Origin of the sequence: Paracoccus aerodenitrificans (assembly GCF_027913215.1) — a bacterium.
GTDB classification, from domain to species: Bacteria; Pseudomonadota; Alphaproteobacteria; order Rhodobacterales; family Rhodobacteraceae; genus Paracoccus; species Paracoccus aerodenitrificans.
In genome coordinates, this window is the sequence record NZ_CP115784.1 from 3,306,434 (window position 1) to 3,318,305 (window position 11,872).

13 protein-coding genes are annotated in these 11,872 nt (G+C 61.9%); 10 read left to right on the plus strand and 3 right to left on the minus strand.

Annotation, left to right across the window (positions count from 1 at the left end; translation table 11 throughout):
• Positions 1-45 precede the first annotated feature (45 nt).
• Positions 46-222 (minus strand): hypothetical protein, encoded by a 177-nt coding sequence (locus PAE61_RS17495; RefSeq protein ID WP_271113613.1) that lies wholly within the window; start codon positions 220-222, stop codon positions 46-48.
• A gap of 135 nt (positions 223-357) precedes the next feature.
• On the opposite strand from PAE61_RS17495, the gene mutL reads away from it, so the two are divergent.
• The 7 genes from mutL (at position 358) to PAE61_RS17530 (ending at position 7,111) form a co-directional block, all read left to right on the plus strand.
• Positions 358-2,175, plus strand: coding sequence for a DNA mismatch repair endonuclease MutL (mutL, locus tag PAE61_RS17500; protein WP_271113614.1), 1,818 nt, complete (start codon positions 358-360; stop codon positions 2,173-2,175).
• A 44-nt stretch (positions 2,176-2,219) separates the two neighbouring features.
• Positions 2,220-2,591 (plus strand): DUF3775 domain-containing protein, encoded by a 372-nt coding sequence (locus tag PAE61_RS17505; RefSeq protein ID WP_271113615.1) that lies wholly within the window; start codon positions 2,220-2,222, stop codon positions 2,589-2,591.
• Positions 2,592-2,717: 126 nt separating this feature from the next.
• Positions 2,718-2,951 carry an exodeoxyribonuclease VII small subunit gene (locus tag PAE61_RS17510; RefSeq protein WP_271113616.1) on the plus strand — a complete coding sequence of 78 codons (234 nt, stop codon included), beginning with the start codon at positions 2,718-2,720 and terminating at the stop codon, positions 2,949-2,951.
• Positions 2,951-3,814: a polyprenyl synthetase family protein gene (locus PAE61_RS17515; RefSeq protein WP_271115192.1), complete on the plus strand. Its 864-nt coding sequence runs from the start codon at positions 2,951-2,953 to the stop codon at positions 3,812-3,814. Before PAE61_RS17510 ends, PAE61_RS17515 begins: the two co-directional genes overlap by 1 nt.
• 22 nt (positions 3,815-3,836) lie before the next feature.
• Positions 3,837-5,753: a 1-deoxy-D-xylulose-5-phosphate synthase gene (dxs, locus tag PAE61_RS17520; protein WP_271113617.1), complete on the plus strand. Its 1,917-nt coding sequence runs from the start codon at positions 3,837-3,839 to the stop codon at positions 5,751-5,753.
• Positions 5,754-5,774: 21 nt separating this feature from the next.
• Positions 5,775-6,494, plus strand: coding sequence for a VIT1/CCC1 transporter family protein (locus PAE61_RS17525; protein ID WP_271113618.1), 720 nt, complete (start codon positions 5,775-5,777; stop codon positions 6,492-6,494).
• Positions 6,495-6,499: 5 nt separating this feature from the next.
• A complete protein-coding gene (locus tag PAE61_RS17530) occupies positions 6,500-7,111 on the plus strand; it encodes a COG3650 family protein (RefSeq protein WP_271113619.1) in 612 nt (203 codons plus the stop codon).
• Positions 7,112-7,113: 2 nt separating this feature from the next.
• Here PAE61_RS17530 and ubiB read toward each other — a convergent pair whose 3' ends face one another.
• Positions 7,114-8,649, minus strand: coding sequence for a 2-polyprenylphenol 6-hydroxylase (ubiB, locus tag PAE61_RS17535; RefSeq protein ID WP_271113620.1), 1,536 nt, complete (start codon positions 8,647-8,649; stop codon positions 7,114-7,116).
• A gap of 1 nt (position 8,650) precedes the next feature.
• Complete coding sequence (ubiE, locus tag PAE61_RS17540) at positions 8,651-9,397, minus strand: bifunctional demethylmenaquinone methyltransferase/2-methoxy-6-polyprenyl-1,4-benzoquinol methylase UbiE (RefSeq protein ID WP_271113621.1); 747 nt, start codon at positions 9,395-9,397, stop codon at positions 8,651-8,653.
• A 75-nt stretch (positions 9,398-9,472) separates the two neighbouring features.
• On the opposite strand from ubiE, the gene mutM reads away from it, so the two are divergent.
• The 3 genes from mutM (at position 9,473) to rpsT (ending at position 11,616) form a co-directional block, all read left to right on the plus strand.
• Positions 9,473-10,315, plus strand: a complete 843-nt coding sequence (mutM, locus tag PAE61_RS17545) for a bifunctional DNA-formamidopyrimidine glycosylase/DNA-(apurinic or apyrimidinic site) lyase (protein ID WP_271113622.1) — start codon at positions 9,473-9,475, stop codon at positions 10,313-10,315.
• A gap of 102 nt (positions 10,316-10,417) precedes the next feature.
• Positions 10,418-11,194, plus strand: a complete 777-nt coding sequence (locus tag PAE61_RS17550; RefSeq protein ID WP_271113623.1) for an enoyl-CoA hydratase — start codon at positions 10,418-10,420, stop codon at positions 11,192-11,194.
• A gap of 152 nt (positions 11,195-11,346) precedes the next feature.
• Positions 11,347-11,616, plus strand: a complete 270-nt coding sequence (rpsT, locus tag PAE61_RS17555) for a 30S ribosomal protein S20 (protein ID WP_271113624.1) — start codon at positions 11,347-11,349, stop codon at positions 11,614-11,616.
• Positions 11,617-11,872: the final 256 nt, after the last annotated feature.

Here is an 11,872-nt window from a genome sequence, read left to right on the forward strand (position 1 = left end):
GTGATGGCGCGGCCTTAACTATCGGCTGTTCATTGAGGCGGGATTTTATTCCACCCGTACGGTTCCCGATCCGCCAAGCGCGGCCCCGGCGACGGCTCCGACAGGACCTGCAACGACGGCTCCGGTCGCGGCGCCTGTGGTTGCGCGTGTCGCGGTGTTGGGACCGCATGCCGAAACGGCCAAGGCGGTGCAGCAGAAAAGAACGGCTGTAATCTTTTTCATGTTTAACTCCCAAATTCGTGCGGATCGGTTCCGCCTGGTTAATAAAGCTTTCGCGAGGCGCAGAAGTTCCGCAAATCCCGTGCTTGGCGCTGCGAATCATTCCCAGAGTTTGGACGTTATGCTAGATTTTGCGGTATGAGTGAGCACACGCCCCATATACGCCCTATTATTAGGCAGCTTGATGACAGCGTTGCCAACCGGATCGCGGCGGGCGAAGTTGTCGAGCGGCCTGCCTCGGCAGTGAAGGAACTGGTCGAGAATGCGCTTGATGCCGGGGCGCGGCGCATTGATGTGACAATTTCTCAGGGTGGCAAATCGCTGATCCGGGTGGTGGATGATGGCTGTGGCATGACCGCAGAGGATCTGCCTCTGGCGCTGTCGCGTCATGCGACCTCGAAGATCGACGGATCGGATCTGCTGAACATTCACAGTTTCGGATTTCGCGGCGAGGCGTTGCCCTCGCTTGGTGCGGTCGGACGGCTGAAGATTACCTCGCGGGCGCTGCAGGACGGGGCCGAGATCCGCGTCACTGCCGGAAAGGCCGAAGCCGTGCGGCCCGCTCCGGCGAATCGCGGCACCATTGTCGAGTTGCGCGATCTGTTCTTCGCCACGCCGGCGCGGCTGAAATTCCTGCGCAGTGAACGCGCCGAGACGCAGGCCATCGCGGATGTGATCCGGCGTCTGGCAATGGCGGAACCCTCGGTCGGCTTTACCCTGTCCGATGAGGACCGGCTGATTTTTCGCGCCGATGCAGAGCAGGGCGACCTGTTCGATGCGCTGCATGCCCGCCTTTCGCGGGTCATGGGGCGCGACTTCATCGACAATGCGATCCGGGTCGATGCCGAACGCGACGGCGTCAGGCTGACCGGGTTTGCCGCACTTCCGACCTATTCGCGCGGTGCTGCTGTCGCGCAGCATGTTTTCGTCAATACCCGGCCCGTGCGCGACAAGCTGCTGACCGGCGCTTTGCGGGCCGGTTATTTCGATGTGCTGCCCTCTGGCCGGTATCCTGCTGCGGTGCTGTTCATCGACTGCGATCCGCATTTCGTGGACGTGAATGTTCATCCCTCGAAGGCAGAGGTCCGTTTCCGCCAGCCCGATCTGGTGCGGGGCCTTGTCGTTTCGACATTGCGCAACACTCTGGCGCAGGAATCGCGCCGCGCCTCCGATACGGTCGGAGCGGCGACCCTGGCCGCTTTCCGCAGCGAGGAGACCGCGCAAAGCCCGGGTTTCCGCTATCAGATGGAGTACCGGCCCCCGGCATCGGCGCTGCAAGCGGCGCACAGGGCGCAGGCACCGGATTTTCAGGGATTCTCGGAAAGCCCCTCGGCGCGATTTGAGCCTGTCCCGGAACAGGTTGTTCCGGCAGATGCGCCCTTGGGTGCGGCGCGGGCGCAGATCCATGAAAATTACATCGTTGCGCAAACTTCTGACGGGATGGTGCTGGTCGATCAGCACGCCGCGCATGAACGTCTGGTCTATGAGCGGCTGAAGGCGCAGGCGGCGCAGAACGGCATTGCCGCGCAGGCGCTGCTGATCCCGGAGATCGTCGAACTGCCCGATGAGGACGCCGCGCGTGTCCTGTCCATCGCCGATGATCTGGCCGGGCTTGGTTTGCAGATAGAAGCCTTCGGTGCGGGCGCTGTCGCGGTGCGGGAAATTCCGGCGCTGCTCGGTAAGCTGGATGCCGCTGCCTTGATCCGCGATATTGCCGACGACTTGGCGGAACAGGGCGCGTCCGACCGGCTGAAGGCGCGGGTCGATGCGGTGCTGTCCTCGATGGCCTGTCACGGCTCGGTCCGTTCGGGGCGGCGCATGACGGCGGATGAGATGAACGCGCTTCTGCGAGAGATGGAACGGACGCCGCGTTCCGGTCAGTGCAATCACGGGCGACCGACATGGGTGAAATTGTCGCTGTCGGATATTGAGCGCCTGTTCGGTCGCAAGGATTGACGCGGACGCTGCCCGGCGCGACAATCCGCTCAGAGGAGGCGCCGATGCTTGAAATCACTGCCGACAAAATCGCTTTCATCATTATTCGCGCCCGGGAATATGACAGCGGGATCAACGCCTGGGCCCATAGCGGCCAACGTCGCGGGACCGGAATCCGCACCGAATTGCATGAGTTCATCGAGGATCTGAATGACGATGAAAAAGCCTCGCTGACCGCCGTCATGTGGATCGGGCGTGAGAGTTTCGATGCCGAGGATCTTGCCGAGGCGATTCAGACCGCAAAGGCCGAGCGCCGGGTGCCGACTGCGGATTACCTGATGGGAGAGCCGCGTCTGGCGGATCTGCTGGAAGCCGGGATGGAGGCGCTTGGCATTTCGCCCGAAAGCGAAGAAGACGAAATTCAGCATCAGGTCTGAGCGTCTCTTCGCTTTCTGCAACATCCGCGTCACGCAATGGTGGTTTCCGGCTTCGAAGGCGGCTACAACCCTGCGGCACCGGCCTGTCAGGCCGGGCCTATGTGAAACACTGATGAGGCGCGCAGCATGAGTGAAATCGCCGATATGTCCTTCGAGGACGCAATGAAGGAACTGGAATCGGTCGTGTCGCGGCTGGAAAGCGGCAATGCCACGCTGGAGGATTCCATCAAGCTGTATGAGCGCGGTGCGGCATTGCGTACGCATTGCGAGACGCGTCTGCGCGAGGCGGAAGAGAGGATCGAGAAGATCACTCTGTCACAGGGTCAGCCTTCCGGCACGACAAGGGTTGAGCCTCAGTGATGCTGCCCCGGATGGAGGAGATCAAGCAGCAGGTCGAGGCCGCGCTTGATACGGCGATGTCGGATCTGCCCGCTGGCGATCTGGCGGATGCGATGCGCTATGCCTGTGTCGGCGGCAAGAAGATGCGGGCCTTTCTGGTCATGGAATCGGCACGTCTGCACGGTGTTGCAGATGAGGCCGCGCTTCCGGTCGCTGCGGCGGTCGAGGCGCTTCATGCCTATAGCCTGGTGCATGACGATCTGCCCGCGATGGATAATGACGATCTGCGGCGCGGCATGCCCACGGTTCATATTCAGTGGTCCGAGGCCACCGCGATTCTTGCCGGGGATGCCTTGCAGACACTGGCCTTCCGCCTGCTGTCCGATCCGGCCATCGGCGATGCCGAGGCGCGTCTGCGTCTGATCCCGGCATTTGCCCGCGCCGTTGGGGGCAACGGGATGGTGCATGGGCAGATGCTGGATATCGCGGCCGAGCAGGCGACGACGCCGCTGGATCTTGCCGGGATCAAGCGGATGCAGGCTGCCAAGACCGGTGCGCTGATCATCTTCGCGGCCGAAGCGGGTGCGCTGATCGCGGGCGATGACGGTGAGGCGTTGCGCGACTATGCGGCGAATCTGGGTCTGGCCTTCCAGATCCATGACGATGTGCTGGACGTGACCGGGGATGAGGAAACCATCGGAAAGCGCGTCGGCAAGGATGCACAGGCGGGCAAGGCGACATTCGTGTCTTTGCTTGGTCTTGAAACGGCCAGATCCCGCGCAGCCGAGTTGACGGAACGTGCGGTCTCGGCGCTTTCACCTTATGGTGATAAGGCGGATAACTTGCGGGAGCTTGCACGTTTCGTTATCGACCGCCAAAGCTGAAGCCCCGGAAAGGGCCGCCATGATGAGCCAAGATCGCCCGAAAACGCCGGTCCTCGACCGGGTCAACCTGCCCACGGACCTCAAGTCGCTCAGCGACCGGGAACTGACGCGGCTTGCCGATGAACTGCGCTCGGAAACGATCAGCGCCGTCAGCGAAACCGGCGGTCATCTCGGGGCGGGGTTGGGTGTTGTCGAACTGACCGTGGCGCTTCATGCGGTGTTCGACGCGCCACGCGACAAGATCATCTGGGATGTCGGGCATCAATGCTATCCCCACAAGATCCTGACCGGGCGGCGCGACCGCATCCGGACGCTGCGCAGCGGCGGCGGCCTGTCCGGCTTCACCAAGCGGTCGGAAAGCCCGTATGACGCGTTCGGGGCGGGGCACAGCTCGACCTCGATCAGCGCGGCGCTTGGTTTCGCGATGGCGCGGGAACTGGGCGGAGAGCCGGGGGACGCTGTTGCTGTCATCGGGGATGGCGCGATGTCCGCCGGCATGGCCTTCGAGGCGCTGAACAATGCCGGTCATCTGGGCAGGCGGCTTTTCGTGATCCTCAACGATAATGAAATGTCCATCGCGCCGCCGACCGGGGCGCTGTCCTCATATCTGACGCGTCTCTATACCGAGGGTCCGTTTCAGGAACTCAAGTCGATGGCAAAGGGTGCGGTCGGTTTCCTGCCCGGACCGCTGCAAGAGGGTGCCCGCCGCGCCAAGGAAATGCTGAAGGGCATGGCGATTGGCGGGACGATGTTCGAGGAACTGGGCTTTTCCTATATCGGCCCGGTGGACGGTCACGATATGGATCAGCTTCTGCCTTTGCTGCGGGCGGTCAGGGCACGTGCCACCGGGCCGGTACTGATCCATGCGATCACGAAGAAGGGCAAGGGATACGCCCCCGCCGAGGATGCCGCCGACAGAGGCCATGCCCGCGGTAAATTCAATGTTTCGACCGGGGTGCAGGCCAAGGCGAAATCCAATGCGCCAAGCTATACCAGCGTTTTCGCGCGGTCCCTCATGGCCGAGGCAGAGCAGGATTCCTCGATTGTCGCGGTCACGGCGGCGATGCCGGACGGGACCGGGCTCAATCTCTTCGCCGAGAGGTTCCCGCGCCGCTGCTTCGATGTCGGCATCGCGGAACAGCATGCCGTGACGTTCTCGGCGGGGATGGCTGCGGGCGGGCTGAAGCCGTTTTGCGCGATTTATTCGACCTTCCTGCAGCGCGGCTATGATCAGGTCGTGCATGATGTGGCGATTCAGCGGCTGCCGGTGCGTTTCGCCATTGATCGGGCAGGGCTTGTCGGGGCCGACGGGGCGACCCATGCCGGGGCGTTCGATATCGGCTTTCTGTCCAGCCTGCCTGGGATGGTGGTCATGGCCGCCGCAGATGAGGCCGAACTGGTGCATATGGTGGCAACCGCAGCCGCGCATCAGGATGGCCCGATCGCCTTCCGTTTCCCGCGTGGCGAGGGGACCGGGGTTGAGATGCCCGAGCGGGGTCAGCCGCTTGAAATCGGCAAGGGCCGGGTGATCGTTCCCGGCAGGCGTGTTGCGATCCTGTCCTTTGGAACACGTATGTCCGAAGTCATGAAGGCCCGTGAATCGCTGGCCGCGTTGGGGATCAGCCCGACTGTCGCGGATGCGCGTTTCGCCAAGCCTCTGGACCGCGAACTGATCCTGCAACTCGCCCGCGAGCATGAGGCGCTGATCACGATCGAGGAAGGGGCTGTCGGCGGCTTCGGAAGCCATGTTGCGCAGCTTCTCTCTGATGAGGGTGTGTTCGATCACGGCCTGAAATTCCGCTCAATGGTGCTGCCAGATACTTTCATTGACCATGACTCACCCGCTGCCATGTATGCGGATGCAAGGATGAACGCGCCGGATATCGAGGCGAAGGTGCTGGACGTTCTCGGCGTGGCGCGTATGACCGCCCGGGCCTGATACTGCCTGAAGGAACAGCCGATGTCGCGCCATACGCATCCGGATGCTCATCCCGACGATCCTCACTTCATCGCGCGTTCGGCCTGGCTTCGTGCGGCGGTGCTGGGGGCGAATGACGGGATCGTCTCGGTGGCCTCGCTGCTGGCGGGGGTCGCGGCATCAGGGGCCGCGCATGAATCCGTGATGCTTGCCGGGCTTGCCGGTTTGTCGGCGGGTGCCTTGTCTATGGCAGCGGGCGAATATGTCTCGGTCTCCAGTCAGGCGGATATCGAACGCGCCGATATCCTGCGGGAAACCGAGGCGCTGTCGAATAATCCGCATGTCGAACTGGAGGAACTCGCCGGGATCTATGAACAGCGCGGCCTGTCCCCCGATACGGCGCTGACCGTCGCGCGGGAACTGACCGAGCATGACGCGCTTGCTGCACATATCAGGGATGAGCTCGGCCTGTCGGATGCGCATGATGGGGCCAATCCGGTTCAGGCGGCGGTCACTTCGGCGCTGACCTTTTCGGCGGCAGGGGCGGTGCCGCTTGCGGGTGCGGCGCTTTCGGGCGGTTCGGATACGATCATGTTGGTGTGGATCGCCACATTGCTTGCGCTTGCACTGCTTGGCGCTGTCGGAGCGCGTGCCGGAGGCGCGCCGATAGGCAAGGCCGTGCTTCGCGTGCTATTCTGGGGCAGTTTCGCAATGGCGGTGACTGCGGGAATCGGCCGGGTTTTCGGCGTGGCAATGGGATAGATGCGATGCTTTGGCGATTATTATTTCTGATGCTGATGGCGACGCCTGCGGCAGCGACACAGGAATATATTCTGCCGACCTTGTTCGATATAAGCGATGTTGCTGCCGATGATGTGCTGAATATTCGCGAAAGCCCCTCTGCCGATGCCGCGATCATCGGTAGCCTGCCTCCCGATGCTACCGGGATCGAGATCGTCGCGACACATGGAAACTGGGGTGCGATGAATGTCGGAGAGCGTTCCGGTTGGGTCTCGATGCGCTATCTGACCTATCGCACGGATGTGTGGAATGCGGATGCGCTTCCCGAGAATTTCTCATGCTCGGGGACCGAGCCGTTCTGGTCCTTTGAACCCCGCGCGGAAGGTCTGGTCTGGTGGACGCCCGAAGGCGAGACCGTCTATGACCGGCTGACGGTTCTGGATACCGGCGTTTTCCGCAGCCCGCGCCGGGGCCTTGTCGCGCAGGGCGATGCGGGACGGCTGATGGCAAGTGTGACCAATGCGGCCTGCAATGACGGCATGTCCGAACGGCAATTCGGGCTGGAAGCGACAGTGATTCTTGAGGATGTTTCCACGCAGCTTTACAGTGGCTGCTGCCAGATCGCGCCCGCCCGCTGATCCTATCCGAGCGCCGCGATCAGCAGCAACAGCACCGCCATTGCGCTTGCCCCGATTGCCGCCGACCGCCACTCGATCCCGCTTTTGCGCCGTGTCTCGCTGTGCTGCGATTGCTGCCGTGCACGCCAGATTGCATCCTCGATCAGTTGCGGCATCAGTGGCATTGCGCGATGCAGGATGCGGATGATCTGCTTGCTGTCCTCGGCAAGCGCACGGGGGCCGAGATTGTCCTTGATGTAATCCTCGACGACCGGGCGGGCTGCCTTCCAGATATTCAAATTCGGGTTCAGCGACCGCGCCACGCCCTCGACCACGACCATCGTGCGCTGAAGCAGGATCAGCTCTGTCCGGGTCTGCATGCCGAACCGCTCGGTGACCTCGAACAGATATCCCAGCAGATTGGCCATAGAGATCTGGCTGGCATCCGCGCCGAAAATCGGCTCTCCGACGGCGCGAAGGGCACGGGCGAAGGCTGCCGGGTCGCGGTCACGGGGGACATAGCCCGCCTCGAAATGGACCTTCGCCAGCATATCGTAGTCGCGCCTGATGAAGCCCATCAGGATGTCGGCATAGATTCGGCGGGTATATTCGTCGATCTCGCCCATGATGCCGAAATCATAGGCAATCAGATCGCCATTCGCAGCGACCTTCAGATTGCCCTGATGCATATCGCCGTGGAAAAATCCGTCGCGCAGCGCGTGGGACAGGAAAAGCTGGAGAATGCGCTCTGCAAGCGCCTCTGTGTCATGTCCGGCGGCCCGGATCGCGGCGATATCGCCAAGCGAGATGCCTTCAGCCCAGTCCGAGGTCAGGATGCGGCGCGAGGACAGATTCCAATGCGGCGCTGGAACCTGAAACCCGGCATCGTCCTTGGTATTCTCGGCAAAGAGTGAGGCCGAGGCCGCCTCAAGCCGCAAATCCAGTTCACCGCTGACCACGCCTTCAAAATGGGACACGACATCTTTCGGCCTCAGCCGGCGCGTCGCGGGCGACAGAAGTTCGATCATATCCGCGCCGAAATGGAAGGCGTCGATATCGCGTGAGAATGCGCCGCTGATGCCTGGGCGCAGCACCTTCACCGCGATTTCCTGCCCGGTATCGGCCAGCCTCGCGCGGTGCACCTGCGCGATCGAGGCCGCTGCGACGGGTTCCGAGAATTCGCTGAACACATCCTCGATGCGGCGACCGAGATCGGCCTCGATCATCGATTTGGCGGTCTCGGTCGGAAACGGAGGCAGCTTGTCCTGGAGATAGGTCAGCTGATCGGCCAGTTCGACCCCGACCACATCCGGGCGCGTCGAGAGGATCTGGCCGAATTTGATATAGGCTGGACCAAGCGCCGTGATCGCACGGGTGACCGGAGGCAGATCCGGATCGCCACGATATCCCAACCACCGGAAGGGCCAGCCAAGAATCCGTGCCGCGATTCGGACATTGCGCGGGGCCTGCATGGCATCGAGCGCCACGCCCATTGCACCGGAACGCTCAAAAGTGGCGCCGGTGCGGATCAGGCGCCAGATATTGTGAGGTCCGCGCATGCTACAGCTTCCAGCCCGAATGCAGCGCCGCAATGCCCATCGACAGGTTGCGATATTGCACCCGCTCGAATCCGGCATCGCGGATCATGCCCGCGAATATCTCCTGATCCGGGAAGCGGCGGATCGATTCGACCAGATATTGATAACTGTCGCGATCATTCGCCACCAGTTGACCCATCGCCGGGATCACGTTGAAACTGTAGCGATCATAGGCCCATTGCATCGCCGGGACCGGCAATTGACTGAATTCCAGCACCATCAGCCGCCCGCCGGGGCGCAATACGCGGAATGCCTCGGACAGGGCGTCGGGAATACGGGTGACGTTGCGGATGCCGAAGCTGATCGTATAGCGGTCGAAACTGTTATCCGGAAAGGGCAGTCCCATCGCATCGCCGGTGACCCAGCCAAGCCGGTCGGCAAGGCGTCCCGCCTCGGCCCGTTTGCGGCCTTCCACCAGCATCGATTCGGTCATGTCGCAGACCGTGACCCGCGCCTGCGGTGCCCGGTCCAGAAAGCGGAAGGCGATATCGCCGGTGCCGCCCGCGACATCCAGCAGATGCTGACCGTTCCGAGGTGCCAGCCAGTCCATCATGGCGTTTTTCCAGATGCGGTGAATACCCACGCTCATCAGGTCGTTCATCACGTCATAACGTGACGCCACGCGCGAAAACACGCCGTGAACCATGCCGGCCTTGTCGTCCTCGGCAATGGTCCGGAAGCCGAAATGGGTTTGTTTCTCGCTGGTCATGCTCTTGCCGTTTATGTTGTCCGGGTCCAGTTAGGACCGCAGAATTTGCGACACAATGCGACGAAAGACAGCGAAATGCCAGAACTGCCGGAAGTGGAAACCGTCCGCCGTGGCCTGCTGCCTTATCTGGAGGGGCGGCGCATTGCCCGGCTGACCCTGAACCGCGACGGGTTGCGTTGGCCGTTCCCGCCGGATCTGGTGCAGGTTGCGACCGGTGCAAGGGTGACCGCGCTGCGGCGCAGGTCGAAATATATACTGGCCGATCTGGACCGGGGTGCATCTCTGCTGATCCATCTGGGCATGTCGGGCCGGATGCTGATCGAGGGCGAAGGGATCGGCGAATTTCACCGCGATCCGTCGATTCTGCCCCGTCACGATCATGTGGTGATCGAAACCGATGAGGGAACGCGCATCACGCTGAACGATGCCCGCCGATTCGGGATGGTGGACCTGATCCGCGACGATAAATCGCCGCTTCTGGACATGCTGGGGCCTGAACCTCTGGGGGACGGTTTCAGTGGCGAGACGCTGGCAAACGGCTTTCGTGACCGCCGCGCTCCGGTGAAGGCGCTGCTGCTGGATCAGCGGATCGTGGCGGGGTTGGGGAATATCTATGTCTCCGAGGCTCTGCATCGCGCGGGAATCGATCCCAGACGGGCCGCCGGGCGGATTTCGCGGCAGCGGCTGGAGGCTTTGGCGCAGCATATCAGGGATGTGCTGACCGAGGCCGTTGCCGCAGGCGGGTCCTCTTTGCGGGATCACCGGCAGGCGACGGGCGAGCTTGGGTATTTCCAGCACAGTTTCCGCGTCTATGGCCGCGAGGGTGAAGCCTGCCGGAAACCGGGCTGCGCAGGCACGATCCGGCGGATCACCCAGTCCGGCCGGTCGAGCTTCTGGTGTCCTTCCTGTCAGCGATAGCTTGCCTCGGCGCGGGTCATGGGTTTTGATCCGAGGTGAAGTCTGGCAACCGGTTCGGGGGTTTGATACGGAGCCCGGACGCGCAAATGCGAGGAAAGCCACATGGGTTACAAGACCATTACCGTCGAAAATTCCGATAACGTGGCGCTGATCCGCCTCAATCGTCCGGATGCGCTGAATGCGCTGAATGTTCAGTTGCTCACCGAACTGACGACAGCGCTGAAAGATGCTGACGAGAACGACAAGATCCGCTGCATCATCATTACCGGCAGCGAAAAAGCCTTCGCCGCCGGGGCCGATATCAAGGAAATGTCGGATAAAAGCTTCGTCGAGGTCTTCGAACAGGATCTGTTCGCGGCCCCCTCGGATGCGATCATGCGGATCCGGACGCCGATTATCGCGGCTGTTTCCGGCTATGCGCTTGGTGGCGGCTGTGAACTGGCGATGGCCTGCGATTTCATCATCTGCGCCGATAATGCCAAATTCGGCCAGCCCGAGATCAATCTGGGTGTCATCCCCGGCATTGGCGGAACGCAGCGGCTGACCCGCTTTGTCGGCAAATCGAAGGCAATGGACATGACGCTGACCGGTCGCTTCATGGACGCTCAGGAGGCTGAGCGCTCGGGTCTGGTCAGCCGCGTGGTCCCGGCGGCCAAGCTGATTGCTGAGGCAACGGCGATCGCCCGCAAGATCGCAGAGAAATCTCCGATCGCGGTCAAGGCCGCCAAGGAAGCCGTTAATGAAAGCTACGAATCGACCCTCAGCGAGGGGCTGAGATACGAACGCCGCCTGTTCCACTCGCTGTTCGCGACCGAGGATCAGAAAGAGGGCATGGCCGCCTTCCTTGAAAAGCGTGAGCCTCAGTTCCGGGGCAAGTGATTTTCGCTTGGCTTTTTCGCCCGGGCCTTGTATAGGCCCGGGCTTACATGCGCGTGGGCCCGCTTAAGGCAAGAATCATGTCCGTTCGACAGGAACGGAGCCGTGGTGCTTTTGCGTAACCGAGATACGAAGAACAGACAGGAATCGCACTCATGGCAAATACTGCCCAGTCCAAAAAACGCGCCCGCCAGGTCGAGCGTCGCACCGAAGTCAACAAAGCCCGCCGCTCGCGCATCCGGACCTTTCTGCGCAAGGTAGAAGAGGCGATTGCCTCGGGCGATGCCGAAGCCGCGAAGGCCGCTTTGCAGGCTGCTCAGCCGGAACTCATGCGTGGCGTGACAAAAGGCGTTTATCATAAGAATACTGCATCGCGCAAAATCTCGCGCCTTGCCGCTCGTGTAAAAGCAGTCGGCGCAAACTGATTTCCCTTTGGTAAACATGGCCGTTTCGGTCAGCAATTACTGGCTCTGGGGGTGCATCTTTGATGCGCCCCTTGTCTTTTTGGACAGGCTCATCCTGCTGAAAAATCAATAGTTTTATGCAACCCTATGGATTTGCAACGGCTTTGTAACGCCCGTCCCGGATTCGTTCTTCCGATCTTTCTGTCAAGCACGAAGATCGGTTGCGGGAGGGCTTCGGAAGCGGCTAGCTTCGTCCCTGCGATTCACGTCGCCTTGG